Origin of the sequence: Pseudothermotoga thermarum DSM 5069 (assembly GCF_000217815.1) — a bacterium.
GTDB classification, from domain to species: domain Bacteria; phylum Thermotogota; class Thermotogae; order Thermotogales; family DSM-5069; genus Pseudothermotoga; species Pseudothermotoga thermarum.
In genome coordinates this window covers 275,205-290,933 of sequence record NC_015707.1, presented here as the reverse complement: position 1 = coordinate 290,933, position 15,729 = coordinate 275,205, and the positions used below count along the sequence as shown (strand labels likewise).

19 protein-coding genes are annotated in these 15,729 nt (G+C 39.7%); 2 read left to right on the top strand and 17 right to left on the bottom strand.

Going from position 1 to position 15,729, the window contains the following annotated elements:
• Positions 1-26: 26 nt before the first annotated feature.
• Both THETH_RS01445 and fliD read left to right on the top strand, forming a co-directional pair.
• Positions 27-404, top strand: coding sequence for a flagellar protein FlaG (locus THETH_RS01445; RefSeq protein ID WP_013931614.1), 378 nt, complete (start codon positions 27-29; stop codon positions 402-404).
• Positions 401-2,209, top strand: a complete 1,809-nt coding sequence (gene fliD, locus THETH_RS01440) for a flagellar filament capping protein FliD (protein WP_013931613.1) — start codon at positions 401-403, stop codon at positions 2,207-2,209. The genes THETH_RS01445 and fliD overlap by 4 nt, the downstream gene beginning before the upstream one ends.
• Here fliD and THETH_RS01435 read toward each other — a convergent pair whose 3' ends face one another.
• The 17 genes from THETH_RS01435 to THETH_RS01355 form a co-directional block, all read right to left on the bottom strand.
• Entirely contained in the window at positions 2,210-3,619 is a 1,410-nt protein-coding gene (locus tag THETH_RS01435) for an Rne/Rng family ribonuclease (RefSeq protein WP_013931612.1), read from the bottom strand. It abuts the gene before it with no gap.
• 12 nt (positions 3,620-3,631) lie between these two features.
• Positions 3,632-4,177: a ribosome hibernation-promoting factor, HPF/YfiA family gene (hpf, locus tag THETH_RS01430; protein WP_013931611.1), complete on the bottom strand. Its 546-nt coding sequence runs from the start codon at positions 4,175-4,177 to the stop codon at positions 3,632-3,634.
• Positions 4,174-4,824: a hypothetical protein gene (locus tag THETH_RS01425; RefSeq protein ID WP_013931610.1), complete on the bottom strand. Its 651-nt coding sequence runs from the start codon at positions 4,822-4,824 to the stop codon at positions 4,174-4,176. Before THETH_RS01425 ends, hpf begins: the two co-directional genes overlap by 4 nt.
• Positions 4,825-4,998: 174 nt before the next feature.
• Positions 4,999-5,370, bottom strand: a complete 372-nt coding sequence (locus THETH_RS01415; RefSeq protein WP_013931608.1) for a F0F1 ATP synthase subunit epsilon — start codon at positions 5,368-5,370, stop codon at positions 4,999-5,001.
• On the bottom strand, positions 5,367-6,785 hold the full coding sequence (atpD, locus tag THETH_RS01410) for a F0F1 ATP synthase subunit beta (protein ID WP_041446342.1): 1,419 nt from the start codon (positions 6,783-6,785) through the stop codon (positions 5,367-5,369). Before atpD ends, THETH_RS01415 begins: the two co-directional genes overlap by 4 nt.
• A 5-nt stretch (positions 6,786-6,790) precedes the next feature.
• Positions 6,791-7,603 carry an ATP synthase F1 subunit gamma gene (atpG, locus tag THETH_RS01405; protein WP_013931606.1) on the bottom strand — a complete coding sequence of 271 codons (813 nt, stop codon included), beginning with the start codon at positions 7,601-7,603 and terminating at the stop codon, positions 6,791-6,793.
• Positions 7,600-9,114, bottom strand: a complete 1,515-nt coding sequence (gene atpA / locus THETH_RS01400) for a F0F1 ATP synthase subunit alpha (RefSeq protein WP_013931605.1) — start codon at positions 9,112-9,114, stop codon at positions 7,600-7,602. The genes atpG and atpA overlap by 4 nt, the downstream gene beginning before the upstream one ends.
• A gap of 6 nt (positions 9,115-9,120) precedes the next feature.
• On the bottom strand, positions 9,121-9,663 hold the full coding sequence (locus tag THETH_RS01395; protein ID WP_013931604.1) for a F0F1 ATP synthase subunit delta: 543 nt from the start codon (positions 9,661-9,663) through the stop codon (positions 9,121-9,123).
• Entirely contained in the window at positions 9,660-10,148 is a 489-nt protein-coding gene (atpF, locus tag THETH_RS01390) for a F0F1 ATP synthase subunit B (RefSeq protein WP_013931603.1), read from the bottom strand. The genes THETH_RS01395 and atpF overlap by 4 nt, the downstream gene beginning before the upstream one ends.
• Before the next feature lie 11 nt (positions 10,149-10,159).
• Positions 10,160-10,417, bottom strand: coding sequence for an ATP synthase F0 subunit C (gene atpE, locus THETH_RS01385; protein ID WP_041446502.1), 258 nt, complete (start codon positions 10,415-10,417; stop codon positions 10,160-10,162).
• A gap of 139 nt (positions 10,418-10,556) precedes the next feature.
• Complete coding sequence (locus THETH_RS01380; protein ID WP_013931601.1) at positions 10,557-10,814, bottom strand: F0F1 ATP synthase subunit C; 258 nt, start codon at positions 10,812-10,814, stop codon at positions 10,557-10,559.
• 15 nt (positions 10,815-10,829) lie between these two features.
• Positions 10,830-11,687, bottom strand: coding sequence for a F0F1 ATP synthase subunit A (gene atpB / locus THETH_RS01375; RefSeq protein ID WP_013931600.1), 858 nt, complete (start codon positions 11,685-11,687; stop codon positions 10,830-10,832).
• 4 nt (positions 11,688-11,691) lie between these two features.
• Positions 11,692-12,021: an ATP synthase subunit I gene (locus THETH_RS01370; RefSeq protein WP_013931599.1), complete on the bottom strand. Its 330-nt coding sequence runs from the start codon at positions 12,019-12,021 to the stop codon at positions 11,692-11,694.
• Positions 11,966-12,214 (bottom strand): AtpZ/AtpI family protein, encoded by a 249-nt coding sequence (locus tag THETH_RS10435; protein WP_013931598.1) that lies wholly within the window; start codon positions 12,212-12,214, stop codon positions 11,966-11,968. Before THETH_RS10435 ends, THETH_RS01370 begins: the two co-directional genes overlap by 56 nt.
• Positions 12,207-12,692 carry a chemotaxis protein CheX gene (locus tag THETH_RS01365; RefSeq protein ID WP_013931597.1) on the bottom strand — a complete coding sequence of 162 codons (486 nt, stop codon included), beginning with the start codon at positions 12,690-12,692 and terminating at the stop codon, positions 12,207-12,209. Before THETH_RS01365 ends, THETH_RS10435 begins: the two co-directional genes overlap by 8 nt.
• 12 nt (positions 12,693-12,704) lie before the next feature.
• Positions 12,705-15,386 (bottom strand): DNA polymerase I, encoded by a 2,682-nt coding sequence (gene polA, locus THETH_RS01360; protein WP_013931596.1) that lies wholly within the window; start codon positions 15,384-15,386, stop codon positions 12,705-12,707.
• Complete coding sequence (locus THETH_RS01355) at positions 15,364-15,726, bottom strand: carboxymuconolactone decarboxylase family protein (RefSeq protein ID WP_013931595.1); 363 nt, start codon at positions 15,724-15,726, stop codon at positions 15,364-15,366. The genes polA and THETH_RS01355 overlap by 23 nt, the downstream gene beginning before the upstream one ends.
• Positions 15,727-15,729 lie beyond the last annotated feature (3 nt).

Here is a 15,729-nt window from a genome sequence, read left to right as displayed (position 1 = left end):
GATTATTGAAGGTGGAGTGAAATGGTATGAGGATAGAACCAACCGGGGGTATAAACAAGATTGCTAATGTTTCAGAGCAAATCCAACAAAATAACATTACAAAAGCAAATGTTGTCAAAGTTCAACAACATCTGAACGAACAACGTTTAGAACAGGAAAAACAACCAGGAAATCTTGATGCTGAAAATTTGATAAAGGAAATAGAAAAAAAGTTGGAGAAAATCAAGATAATTTTCAGAGGAGAAGCGCAATTCATATACGACCAGGAGTTAAACATTATAATTGTGAAAATTAAGGACAAGGAAACTGGCGAAATCATAAGGCAAATACCAACAGAAGTTGCCATCAGAATAGCCAAAAACCTTCAAGAGTTGATCGGCATGCTGTTTGATGAAAGGGTGTGAAAAACTTGGATATTTCGAACATTGCGAACATCATAAATTACAGATACCAAAACCAAAGCAAAATTCAATTCTCCGGAGTTGTTTCTGGATTGGATACGGCAAGCATCGTTGAAAAGCTTATGGAAATAGAATCCCAACCTGTAATAAGGTTGACAGATAAATATAAAAAGTTGGAGTTGAAGCAAAAGGCTTACCAACAAGTTCGAGAAAAGCTGCAAGGTTTCATTGACTTTCTTTCCACCTTTAGACTCCAATCAACTCTTTTGGCAAAGAATGTTGAAACTAACTCAAAAATTTTGACGATTCGAGCCAGTTCCGTGGCTTTGAATGGAACTTATTATGTAAAGGTTTTATCAACTGCCACAAGAAGCAGCCTTATAAGTGGCAGAACTATTGGGCCTGATGAAATAGATCTTTCTACAACTTTTGGAACATTGAATTACAGATATACACCATTGGATTCTTCATTAACTGTTCAAAAAGGCTCGAGAAACTATACTGTCGAGGTAAAAACCTCTGATACCATAACGGACATCTTAAGCAAATTTGAGGAAATCTTTGGGAAGGGAAATGTTGTTTTTCAGGAAGGAAAGCTGAAAATCATAAGTGATGAAGCCTTTGCCATAAGACAGAACAGCGGAAATTTCTTGAAAGTTTTCAACCTCGAAAACGCCCCAGTCGTTCAAGTTGAAAACAACTACATCATGGAAAGTACCGTCCACGTTGGAGCAATCTCACTGCATCGAACAATTTCTCAAATAGCGTCTTACAGGAGCATATCGGTTGAAAGTGGAGAGCTTGTTATAAACGGTGTGAAAATTTCCTTTACAACCAACATGACTTTAAGTCAGCTGATAAGCACCATAAACAACAGCAATGCCGGTGTTTCAGTGACTTACGATGCAAGTAAAGATAAATTGGTGTTCGTTTCGACAAAAACAGGTGCAACAACGATTTCAATTGACGACAATGGAACGAATCTTTCCCAGCTTCTTGGACTTGACAACGCTGTTTTCAGCGTAGGAAATGTCGCACAAATTCAAATCAGTCGCGATGGTATAAATTGGCAAGATTTGTACTCAGATTCAAACGATTTTTCGTATGAAGGAATTACCATAAGTGTCGCGGAAACATCCAACGAGGTTCAAAAATTCACAGTCAGCACTGACATCAACGGAATGAGAGAAAAAATAAAGGAATTCGTTGAAAAGTGGAACGAAGTGATGAATTATCTTTACACAAAGTTGACGGAAAATGAGGTCAAAGGAAAAAGCGAAGAAGAGATGACCGAGGAAGAAAAGTTACAAGGACTTTTGAAAAACGATCCCCTGGTAAGACGCATCTTTGAAAACATCAGGGCTTTCATATATACAAAAGTGGAAGGCGACATCAAGCTTTTGGCCGAGCTAGGCATATCTACAGGAAGATTCGATTATCAGAATATAAAAATTGGCAAAATAGTTTTGGATGAAGACAAACTCATGGCTAAAGTAGCCGAAGATCCATACAAAGTTTGGCAATTTTTCGGGGAACCAAACAACGGTTTTGCACAAAAATTGCTTTCTTACATCAGAGAAGTTACAAGGACGGCTGGAATGATAGATCGCGTTGCAGGAACAAGTGGTAGCATAAACAGAGAAAAGCGTGCGTTGGCTAAGCAAATTGAAAACTGGATAGAAAGACTTCAAAAAAAGGAGCAAATGCTTTGGAATAGATTCTCAGCCATGGAATCTGTGCTTTCAAAGCTACAGGCACAGGGTGTATGGCTGGCGCAGGTTATCTCAGCTAGATCAAAAAACAGCTGATCAGCCTTTCTTAACAAGTGTTATCAAATACTCATTTGGATTTGAATGATCAAAGCTAAAAACGACTTTGTTTTTCAGTTCATTCGGAAGCTTTTGTTTGATGGTTTCATGATAACCTGAAAACCTTTGATGGAGTGATACCTTTATCTTTGAAAAATCTTCCTTCGATAGAGAAATTAACTCATCCAAAAGTCTTTTGATCACGATATTTGGGGAAGTTACTTTACCGCTACCTTTGCAGATTGGACACGTTGAGAAAAAAACTTGATCCAAAGGTATTTGTTTCCTTTTCCTAGTCATTTCAAAAAGTCCCAGCTTCGTAAAGCCTATCAATTCAACCCTTGCAGAATCTTTTTTCACAGCTTCTTGTAGCTCCTTAACCAATTTATCTCTGTATTCCTTAGATGGAACATCGATGAAATCCACTATGATCATCCCACCGATATTTCTAAGCCTTAATTGACGTGCTATTTCTCTTGCTGCTTCGATGTTTATTCGATGCGCAAGTTCTGCATGATTTTTCTCACCAACAAAACTTGCGGAATTTACATCGAATACAGTCAATGCTTCTGTTATGTCTATTGCAACATAACCTCCGCTTGGAAGAAAGATTTTCCTTTCCAACGCTTGGTTTATGTGGTTGTAGATACCAAACTTTTCAAAAACGTCTCCTTCAACAAGTCGAATCAAAGGCTTTTTAGCCAGATCCTTGCATGCTTGCTTGAACTTTTCGTACATGTCTTGGGAGTTAACTATTATCTCGTCTATTGTTTTGTTCAATCTCTCCCTTATTATGAAATCAGCGGCTGTTGGTTCTGCCATCAAAAGCTTTGGTTTTTTTGCTCTTTTAAACGAAGCCAAAACTTCCTGCCATTTTTGCCTTAGCTGAGAAAGCTCTTCCAATATCAATTCGTCGTTTACGTACTCTGAAGCTGTTCGAATTATCACTCCTTCGGTTTTTCCAAGATTTTCAAAGATTTTCTTCAACCTTTCTCTTTCTACACTATCGGAAATTTTCTTGGATATTCCTCTAATCCTTGACAAAGGGAAGTAAACAACAAAACGTCCCACCAGAGATATTTTGGTGGTTACAAGAGGACCTTTGGTTCCAACGTTTTCGTTTCTAATTTGAACCAATATTTTGCTACCCTCTTTGATGGTGTTACCGTTTAAAACTTCGGATATGTAAAACTTCGAAGGATCGAGCAGTTTCAAAAAAGCGTTTTTGCTTTCACCAATGTTTACAAAAGCAGCATTAAGCCCTGGAACTATTTTTTCAACTTTTCCAACGTACAAGTTTCCCGAGATCGATTGAAGTTCTTCTATGAACAACTCCTGTAAAACGCCTTCTTCAAGAATGGCTCCGTTTACCTTGTCTTCAAATACATTTACTATCAGCTGAACGGCCACAGTGTTTCAACCTCAGTCTACAAATTCTATCAAACCGACCTTTCCGTCTTTTTTCAAATAGAGAAGGTTAAGCTCATTTGTTTCAGAATTTCTGAAAACAAAAAATTGCCGATTCATGGTTTTAAACTGTAGCAAAGCTTCCTCCAAAGACATTATGTTCAATGGAATCCTTTTAGTTTCAGCAATTTCCAAACTTTCCTCGCTTTCAACCTCCAAGATATCCTCAGAATGCTGTGAAACAACCTCTCGTTGTGATGTTGTTCGACCTCGATCTCTCATCGATGATTTAAGCTTCTTTACTCTTTTTTCAAGAGCATCACACAATCTATCTATCGCTGCGTAAATATCTGGATCCTTCTCTTGAACTATTATCGTATTTCCTTTCAAGTTGAGATTTGCTTTCAAAACGTAATTCACGGCATCCTTTTCGGCTTTTATTTCCGCCGAGATCACTTCCTCGTCTGTAAGCACTCTATCAACTTTTTCCAACCGCTTTTCAAGGTAATGTTCTATAGCCGGAGAACTGTCAAAGCCTCTTGTTACAAAGCGATAATTCATGCTTTCTCCTCCTTTGTAAGAATAGTTCCTCTGTGTTCATAATAATCCTTTATGGATTGGAAATATTCAGGATGCAACAGCAAATATCCACACAACGTTATAAACATGAGTACAAACGTGTTTTTATCAACAACTACATTTGAGAAAAAGCTTGATAACTTGTCTGAGCCAGTAATTTTTAAAACAACTTTCATTTCGTTTTGCTCGTGATCCTTTAAAGCCTTAACTAGGAAATGAAAACAAAAGGTTATTCCCAAAAGTACCGCCAAAAATCCAAACGGCAAGAACAGGTTCAAAATCAAACCAGCCGCGGTTATTGATATACCAACGTTAACCATCACCTCGTCGAATTTCAAAAAAACCGACGCGTACTCAGGATAACGCTTAGAAATGCTCGAGAAAAGATTTCTAACAATTGCCCTTATTCTAGCTAAAATGATCAACAAACCTCCAGCTGAAGCCAAGCCCAAGCCTTGGGAAAAACCAAGAAAATGGGAAGCTCCAGTTGAAAAATATGCCGCTACTTTAATTATCGACGCAATTAATGCCAAAAAATTGGAGATTACAAACAAGATTAACAAATAATAGTAAGCGGTTTCCTCCGGAAACTTCTTTGAACTGAAGAAAGAAAGCACTTTGTTATCCACCCTTCACCCTCCCTTTAAAAAATATGATAACAAAATTGACAGGAAAAACAAAATCAACGCGATTGAAATATACCAAATAGTCCGACATGAAAGCTCGGAAAATGATTTTGAGAAAAGAAATATCGAAAGGATCAACAGCGATATACCTCCCACCAAAAGGAAATAAATCATTTCTCACTTTCCCTTCTTAACGTCCACCTCTACCTTTGCGTTTTTATAAAGCTTTTTCTCAAACTCCATCAGCTTCTCCGCACGCTCTCTGGCATCTTTAAAAACGTGTGGATCAAGTTCTTCGGCAGGAACAACAACGCTCGCCACTATGGTAATCTTGCTTTCCCCATCACAACTCATATAACCACCATAGGTGGCAAAAACTTTTTCGCCATTTTCTGTAACACACCTAACGTAATCAACGGCAAGCTGAGCAACGATGGGTGCCCTTCTTGGAAGAATTCCCATGGCACCAACGACTGTTCTCACCAGCACAAAACTTGTCTTACCTTTCCAACAAACCGAAGTTGGCGATAAAATTTCAACCTCTATCATACCACAGTACCTCGCATCAGCTTCTTGGCTTTTTCTACAGCTTCATCAATTGTTCCAACCATGAAGAACGCTTGCTCCGGAAGGTCATCGTACTTACCTTCAAGTATCTCTTTGAAACCTCTAACAGTTTCGGATATTGGAACATACTTTCCAGGAACACCTGTGAACCTCTCGGCAACAAAAAAGGGTTGACTGAGAAATCTTTGTATTTTTCTTGCCCTTTGAACAATGAGTTTATCTTCTTCAGACAACTCTTCCATTCCCAGTATTGCGATTATATCCTGCAAATCTCTGTATCTTTGTAAAACCTCTTGAACTCCTCTTGCAACCTTATAGTGTTCCCAACCCACAACCGCTGGATCCAAAATTTTCGAAGTAGAGTCAAGCGGGTCAACTGCGGGATAAATTCCAAGCTCTGCTATTTTTCTTGAAAGCACGACGAAGGCATCCAAATGCGAAAAGGTTGTTGCTGGAGCTGGGTCAGTTATATCGTCAGCTGGAACGTAGATGGCTTGAACAGAAGTAATGGATCCCCTATGAGTCGATGTTATTCTCTCTTGCAACTCTCCCATGTCAGTCGCAAGTGTTGGTTGATAACCCACTGCGGATGGCATTCTACCCAAAAGTGCAGAAACCTCGCTCCCAGCCTGAACAAACCTGAATATGTTGTCTATGAACAAAAGAACATCTCTTCCTTCCACATCTCTGAAGTATTCTGCAATGGTGAGAGCAGTCAAAGCAACTCGAAACCTTGCTCCAGGAGGTTCATTCATCTGTCCAAAGACCAAAACCGTATTCTCCAAAACTCCTGCTTCCTTCATCTCCAACCACAGTTCATTTCCTTCCCTGGTTCTTTCTCCAACACCTGCAAAAACCGAAAAACCTTTCTGTTCTATCGCTATGTTTCTTATAAGCTCCATCACCAAAACTGTTTTTCCAACGCCGGCTCCTCCGAAGAAACCTATCTTCCCACCCTTTGGGAACGGAGCAAGAAGGTCTATAACCTTTATACCTGTTTCTAAGATTTCAATTTCAGTTTTTTGTTCGGTTATCTTTGGAGCTGGTCTATGAATCGGCCAATAGTCGTCCGCAATTATCTCACCTTTTTCGTCTATTGGTTTGCCGACGACGTTTAAAATTCTTCCGAGCACTCCTCTTCCAACCGGTGCCACAATCGGTCTACCTGTGTCAACAACTTCAAGCCCTCTGACTAAACCATCGGTCGAATCAAGAGCTATTGTTCTCACAATGTTATCTCCAAGAAGTTGTTCCACTTCCAAAACCAGCTTTTCACCCGTTTGTGGATTTATCGTTTCAAGAGCGTTGTATATATCTGGTAATTCCGATTCATCGAACTTAACGTCTACAACTGGGCCTATTATCCTTACTATGTAACCTTTTCCAGGCAAGTTCATCCCTCCTATTCTTCCTTCAGCGCTTCTGCTCCAGTAACGATCTCAATCAGTTCTTGCGTGATAGACGCTTGTCTTGCTTTATTGTACTCCAAGGTCAATTTTCTTATCATTTCTTTGGCGTTTTCTGTGGCATTTCTCATGGCATTTTGCCTTGAATACATTTCGCTCAGCTTGGTTTCGTACAAAAGGTAAAAAAGCTTTGAAACCACGTAAAACTTGGCAAAGCTTGCTGCTAGTTCTTCGCTCATAGGTTCGTACTCGTACCTGTTGACTTTTCCCTCCGTTTTCAAAGGTGTCAACTTTAAAAGGTGAGGCTTTTGAACAAGCTTGTTTATGAATTTAACATAAAGAACATCCACGTTTCCACCAAGGGTTATCAATTCTTCCGTTAAAAGTGATGCAAAACTAAAGGTAGGTATTTCGTACATCCTCTGATAGGCTTTGATCAGCTTCGATGAGCCAGAAAAATGCGCACCAAGTTTTGCCCCAACTGTTATTAAACCATCGTAGTCGTTTAGGACTTTTTCCACCTGGCTTGCCATTTCAGCGTTGAAAGCGCCACACAATCCCATATCGCTTCCAATCGCCACAAGTATCTTTTTTCCAGAACCAACCACAAACGGATGATTGCAAAACTGAAAATCTATTTGTCTATATACCTTTTCGACACCTTCTATGTAATTCTTTGCTTGTCTAAAACCTTCTTCCAGCTTTTTAATTCTCGCTCTGGCGACCATTTCCATGGCTTTTGTTATCTTCATCAAAGACGTCGTTGCTTGTATCTTTCTTTTTATTGCCCTAAGTTTTCCCCTGCTCATTTTTCATGCCATCCTTTCAAAAATTCCTCGATGGCTTTTTTCAACTCATCTTCTATTTCCTTGGTCAGCTGCTTTTCTTCGGCTATTTTTCTCAACAAGTGGGCGTACGAACTTCTCATGTAATCAAGGAAGTCCTTTTCAAACTTTCTAACTGCCTCAACTGGTAGCTCATCGAGGTATCCATTTACCCCAGCGTACAAAACCACAACTTGCTCTTCAACCGGCATCGGGCTGTACTGATCTTGCTTCAAAAGTTCCTGGAGTCTTTGTCCTCTTATGATCTGCGCACGCGTGGCTGGATCAAGCTCAGATGCAAACTGTGCAAAAGTTTCAAGTTCTCTGAACTGTGCAAGTTCTATTCTGAGCATTCCTGCTACTTGTTTCATCGCTTTTATCTGAGCTGCTCCACCAACACGCGACACCGACAAACCCACGTTGATGGCCGGTCTGATACCAGCGTAGAACAACCCAGGCTCTAAGTAAATCTGACCGTCGGTGATGGATATAACGTTGGTTGGAATGTAAGCAGAAACATCGTTTGCCTGAGTTTCAACTATCGGTAGCGCAGTCAAAGAACCCCCACCGTATTCATCGCTGAACCTTGCAGCTCTTTCCAAGAGCCTGGAATGAAGGTAAAAGATATCTCCAGGGTAAGCTTCTCTTCCAGGTGGCCTTCTCAAAAGCAAAGATAATTGCCTGTAAGCTGCGGCATGCTTTGAAAGATCATCGTAAACCACCAACGCGTCCCTGCCGGTGTACATGAAATACTCTCCCATGGCGCATCCTGCGTATGGTGCAAGGTACTGAATTGCTGCTGGATCTGAAGCGGAGGCAAAAACAACTGTTGTGTACTCCATGGCCCCGAATTCTTTCAGTTTTTCGACTATCCTGGCAACTGCCGCTGCTTTTTGACCAATTGCAACGTATATGCAGTAAACTCCTTTGCCTTTCTGGTTTATTATCGTGTCTATTGCAATCGCAGTTTTCCCGGTTTGCCTATCTCCTATTATCAACTCACGCTGACCTCTACCAATAGGAATCATGGCATCTATGGCTTTTATACCAGTTTGAAGCGGTGTGTTAACAGGCTGTCGGTAAATCACACCGGGTGCTTTTATTTCAACCTTTCTTGTATGCTTTGCTTGAATTGGTCCAAGTCCATCCAGTGGTTCTCCAAGTGGGTTGACAACTCTACCAAGCAATTCTTCACCGACAGGAACTTCGATGATTCTTTTAAGCCTTCTGACCTTGTGTCCCTCTTTTATCTTGGAATAATCTCCAAGGAGTATAACACCAACGTTGTCTTCCTCCAGGTTAAATGCCAAACCCTTTACTCCGGTCTCCTCAAACTCAACTAATTCGTTCATCATTACGTTGTTCAATCCATAGACGCGTGCTATACCATCTCCAACTTGAACTACCCATCCTGTTTCCTGAAGGTCTATCTCCTCTTTGAATTCCTTGATTTTTTCTTCCAAAATTTTCGAAATTTCTCCCGGGCTTATTCTCAACTTTTATCACCTCTTTTCCAAAACTCCTTGGATTATTCTCTTTAACCTTCCAGTAACAGAAATATCCAATTTTTTTCCTTCGAACTCCAAAATCGATCCTGCAATCAAACTTTGATCTATTTTCAAATCAAACACTGGTTCGCGTTTGGTATATCTTTGAACAAACGCTTTTAAAACCTTGAGTTCTTCATCACTTGGTTCGTAAGGCATCACAAGCACGACAGGTACTTTCATTTGGAACTCTATCTCCATCAATTCAAAGTATCTGACTATCAACGGAAAGGCCTTCTGCCTTTTCTTCTCAAACAAAATCGTTAAGAAATTCTTAAAAGGTTTGTCAACGGAAAAACCCATTGATTCTAAAACTTTGACAAGTTTTTCACACCTTTTTTCCGCAGAAATGGTTGGATTGTCCAAAGCATCTTTGAGTTTTTTGTAAACTTCGCTTGCGACGACTAAAAGTTTTCGATACTCTTCAACCTTTCCAAGTTCTTGTGCAACCATCAGTAAAGCCCTTGAATACCTTGGTGCGATTTGTACGTACCTCATTTTAAGTTCTCCCTCTGGAGGATGTTGATCAAATATTCTCTTTTGGCTTTCTCATCTAAAACATTTTGAAGTATTTTCATTGCCAAAACAACGGCAATCTCGGTTGCTCTTCTTTCAATTTCCTCCAAAACTTGTTGTTTTTCTTTTTCAATTTGAACCTTTGCAGCGCCTATGATCCTTTCAGCCTCCTCTTTAGCTTGGCTCTTTGCTTGATTTATCATTTGCTCTGCTTTTTGCCTTGCATTCTCAACGATTTGCTCGGCTTGCTTTCTTGCTTCCACCAAGATATTTTCAGCTTCTTTTTTCAAAGCCAAAGCTTCTTGTCTTTCTCTTTCTGCTTGTGCAAGCTCAAATTGAACTTTTTCGCGTCTTTTATCAACCACGTTCATAAGTGGCTTGTAGAGCAATTTGTAAAGTAGGACCAACAATACGCAAAAGTTGATCAATTGAATCAAACTCGTCAAATTAATTTCGACAAAGCCCACTTTCAATCACCTCAAATTGCAAACAAAATCAACAACGTTATCAACAACGAATAAAGCCCCGTTGTTCCACAAACAGCTTGAGCAAGCAACATTCGTATCGTCATCGTCCCAACCAATTCAGGTTGCCTTGCCATAGCTTCCATAGTTCCATCACCAACGTGTCCTGCTCCTATCGCAGGACCTAATGCCCCTGCTCCTATGCAAATACCCGCTCCTAGAAATCTTCCAAGCCACACCAGTGATTCTGTGAACTTTGGGGTGCTTTGAATGAATTTCTCAAGTTCTGCGAAAAAATCAAGAAGCTCTTTCTCCATACTGTCCCTCCTCAGCAGGCAAAACAAAAGGCCACGATGGATTGCAAAGAAGATTTTTTGAACTGCTTCTTCGACTTTTCAAGATAAAATTCGTTTATAGAACGAAAAGTATCAAAATTGAGATCAACAAGGAGTACAAACCTGTTGTTTCACAAACAGCTTGCGAGAGAAGCATTCTCGTTGTTAAAGTACCCATGAGTTCAGGTTGCTTTGCCATGGCCTCCATTGCTCCACGTCCAACGTGACCTTCACCTATACCTGGCCCAATGGCACCAAATCCCATACAAATACCTGCTCCTATGAATTTTCCCATTTGAATTAAAGCTTCAGCAATCGTTGGACCATTTTCCATCAAAAACCCCTCCTTTTAAGATATGGCTGACGCAATATAAGCTATTGCAAGCACAGTAAAAACCAAAGCTTGAATCAAACCGACAAACAAGCCAAAGAATCCCCAAAAAACAATTGGCATGAAAAGATACTTGACCATGTAGCTTAAAAGATAAGTCAACAATGCTCCGCCTGCTATGTTTCCAAAAAGCCTTAAAGAATGGGATATTGGTTTTGAAAGCTCACCAATCACATTCATTGGAAACATGAAAGGAAGAGGTTCAAACCATGACTTCAACCAACCTTTGATTCCTTTCGCTTTTATTCCAAAAATCTGACTTATGAAGAAAACCATGACAGCTAATGTAGCATTTGTGTTTATATCTGCCGTCGGAGAAAACCAGGTATCTGAAAACAAAACAACCTTTATAACTTGACCCTGGGAGTTCGCTTCAACAGTTATACCTGGAATTGCACCACCCAAAATGTTTGAAAACGCAACAAAGATGAATATCGTACAGGCAACGTAAAAAGTTGGTCTGATAAATCTTTGATCTGGTATGGCAGTTTCAACCATATCATAAATGTATTCAAACAAAGCTTCAACAGCGGCTTGTTTCCTATCAGGAATAAGTTTTGGTTTTCTAAGAGAAAAGGCAAACCACGCAAGGAATATCATTATCATCCATGTCATGATCAAAGTTAAAGGATTAATTCGTAAAAAAGCACTTTGTCCAAAAGGAAGTTGAACAATCCATCGATTGGCAACATTTTTAAAGGCTTCAGACATACTTTGTTTGGAAAGTATTATTGCGTTTGGTATTCCTATCGCAAGGTAAACGACAAGAAAGATTGTCAAACCAATCTTTGCTCTTCTCGAGAGCTTTATTTTCACCCGTTCACCTCCAGGATAAAAAGGCCGCAAACTTTTCGTTCATCAATCCAACGAATGCCCCAAAGACACCCGGAATTGATATCAAACTAGCCAATGCTAAAGTTACGCCACTTATAGTATAGCGAATCAAATATCCTGATACAAGCATTGGCTTTCTTTTGACAACACATTTTCTAACATCACGCCAAAGAAGTAGCAGGTTGACTAACGAAGCAAATAAGCCTAAGATAACACATATGGCGGCTTTTCCACCAAAGAAAACTAAGAATAAACCTATTTCAATCAGTCCTAAAAGGATTATCACTTTTATCATCTTTTTTATCGCGCTTGTCATACTTTTCAGCTTCCTTCAGCAAAAATTTAAAGCCGTTGTACAGGCCTGACGCAATCCCCAGGAATATGAAAACAACAAAAAGAACTTTGTTGTTGAAAGTCCACTTATCGATGTAATAACCAAGAACGGTCCCTACCAGGATATTTGAAACAACCGTTACCCCAAATTGAAAGAAGATGGCAAACCTACTCATGTTTTGGCATTATCAAAATGGATCCCTTTGAAGAAATGACAATTTCAGAATCCTCTTCTTCAAATACACCCACTGGTAATCCCACCACAAAGCCTTCAACTGTCACTTTTAACTCTTTACCCGCAACAACCGTGGGAGGACTTATGGTTATCTTCACACCTATTTTTTCCAAATTCACAGCCATAGAACCTGCTATCATGTTACCTATTTCTCCAACCGCACTCATGACAAATTCATCGACAGTTTCGTATGTGTTACCCATCATCTTTGAGACTACCTTTAAAGCGAGCTCTGGTTTAAAGGAATAAATCAAACTTCCTTCAGCGCTTCCAACAAAACCTATTATCGTAACCAAGTTGTATTTTGGTCGAATCTCTTTCAGCACATTTGGTCTACCGACTTTTGGCTTCACTCCAAGCAAAAATTCAAAAGTGCTAACAATTGCATTTAACAACGCATTGATAACTCTTACGTCCATTAACCATTCCTCCTATTCCCAACTTTGACCAACTTCGATTTCCACTTTCAGTGGTACTAGTAATTTTACCACATTTTCCATACTTGTTTTGACGATTTCTTTTACCTTTTCAAGTTCATCCTCTGGGACTTCAAAGACCAGTTCATCGTGAACCTGCAGAATCATCTTTGCCTTGAGATTATTCTCTTTAATTTTTTTATAAACATCTATCATCGCAAGTTTCATTATATCGGCAGCTGTTCCTTGGACAGGTGTGTTAATCGCTATCCTTTCACCTTCTTGCCTTACGTAATTATCTTTCGATCTAAGCTGTGGTACTTCTCTCTTTCTACCAAAAAGTGTTCTAACGTATCCTTTTTCTCTGGCAAAGTTTATCGTTTTTTCAATGTAACTTCTAACTTGTGGATAGAGCTCGAAGTACTCTTTTATGAACCTCTGCGCTTCTTCGTAGCTTAAACCTGTTCTCTGCGCCAAACCATACGGTGACACACCGTAGATGACCGAAAAGTTCACAAGTTTTCCAATCGATCTCATCTGAGGTGTTACCTCTTTTAAATCCACCTTGAAAATCTTTGAAGCAGTCAGAGCATGTATGTCTTCGTCGTTCAAAAACGCTTGAACAAGACGTTCATCCGAGCTTAGATGTGCTAAAACTCTCAATTCTATTTGTGAATAATCGGCGCTCAATATCCACCAACCTTTTTCCTGTGGAACGATTGCCTTTCTTATTTCCTTTCCCTCTTCATGCCTTGTGGGAAGATTTTGAAGATTGGGGTCACTGCTGCTAAGTCTTCCTGTGGCAGTTCCCGTTTGATGAAAACTTGTGTGCACCCTTTTTGTTTTAGGATGAACAAGCTGTGGTAGCACATCTAAATAAGTCGACTTGAGTTTTTGATATTTTCTGTATTCCAAAATCAAAGGCACAATCGGATGTTCATCGATCAAATCTTCCAGTACATCGGCTCTTGTGGAAAATTCCCCGGTGGGTGTTCGCTTTTTTGGCTTTATCTTGAGTTTTTCAAAAAGAATGTACCCTATTTGCTTTGGAGAGTTTATGTTGAAAACTTCTCCAGCCAAGCGGAATATTTCATCCGCCAATTGATTCATCTTCGTCGCATATTTACTCGACAAAGATCTCAAATAGTCAACATCTATGTAAACACCATTTAGCTCCATCTCAACCAAAACCGGTATCAAGGGTACTTCAATTTTCTCCATAACATCGGTTAAATCTTGTTCGTGAAGTTTGACTATGAAAAGCTCATAAAGCTTTCTTGTAACATCTGCGTCCTCGGCTGAGTATCTAGTTGCGTCCTCCACAGAAACATCGGCAAAAGTAGTTGGACCAAAAAGCGGAGATGAACTTTTCACTATTTCTTCAAAACTTATCATCTTGTAGTTCAAAAACTTTAGGGCAAGTTCATCCAAGCTGAACCTCTTTTCGTCAGGATTTAAAAGGTAAGCGGCGATCATAACATCAAAGTGTGGTGTGACAGGATTTATCCCGTGCATTCTCAAAACACTGTAGTCGTACTTCAAATTCTGTCCAACGACTTTTGCGGATTTATCCTCCAAAATTTCCTTCAGTTTTTCAAAAGCCAATTCTTTCCTGATGTTCGGTCCTTGCTTATGCGCTATCGGAACGTAGTAGCTAACTTTAGATGGAAGGGAAACAGAAAATCCAACTATTTTTGCATCCAAAGGCGATAAAGAATCGGTTTCAAGATCGATGACAAAGTATTGACTCTTCTTTATTTTCTCAACCAATTCCAAAAACTTTTCTTCGCTTGTCACGCTTTGATAAGAACCCTCTTCTTCTTCTTGCGTTTTGTAAATTCCAAGTTCTTTCATTATGCTTGCAAATTCCATTTCTTTCAGAAATTCTGCAAGTTCTTCCTTCTTGAAACCTTGATAAATTAATTCCTCCCAGTTCACCTTCAGATCTAGATCGGTCATCAATGTAACCAATTTTTTGCTTTTTTCGGCATCTTCCCAATTTGAAAGAATCAGTTTTCCGACCTTGCTGTTTGGATCTATCTTTTGCTTTATATTTTCGATGCTTCCATATTTAGTTACCAATTCAACCGCAGTTTTCTCACCTATTCCTTTAACACCTGGAACGTTGTCGACGCTGTCTCCTATCAAAGCCAATAAGTCGACTATTTGAGATGGTTCAACGCCAAATCTTTCCTTAACCTTTTTTGCATCGAAAAGTTCTAGCTCAGAGATGCCTTTAGTAGGCCTGAAAACTTTTATTTTATCATCGACGAGCTGCAATACATCCTTGTCACCCGAGACGATAATCACTTCATCAAAAATATCTCTTCCCTTCTTAGCCAAAGTTGCTATCACATCGTCTGCTTCACATCCTTCGTAAGCCAAAACCTTAACCCCAAGAGCTTCAACGGCCCGTTGAATGTACGGAATCTGCTGGATCATCGCGTCTGGAGCAGGTTTTCTCTGCGCCTTGTACGTTGCAAGAATCTCATGCCTGTAAGTTTTCGTTTTCTTATCCATCACAAAGGCGACGCAATCGCCTATTTTGACGTTTTCCTTCAGAAACTTTATCATCATTCTCATAACGCCGTAAGTGGCATTGGTTGGGATGCCCGTACTTGTGCTCAAAGATTGATCCAAAGCGTAATATGCTCGATAAGTTAAACCTGTACCATCAAAGAGAAACAGTTTTGCCATTTCTCTCCATCTCCCTCAATTCCTCGAGGGCTTCCACTGCTTTTCTCAAATGCGGTATCACAATAGATCCGCCAACAACCAAAGCAACGTTGAAAGCTTCAAAAAGTTCATCATCAGTTGCACCAAGCTGAACAAGCCTTATAAGATGATAAAGTATGCAGTCGTTGCATCTTAAAACCATCGATGCAACTAAACCTAGCATTTCCTTGGTCTTTGCACTCAAAGCTCCGTCCGCATAAACTTGCGAGTCCAAGTTGAAAAATCTTTTGGTGTGCAAATTGCCTTTTTCGTTTATCAACTTGTTCAGCCTTTCGCGGTAATTGACAAATTCTTCTATCATATT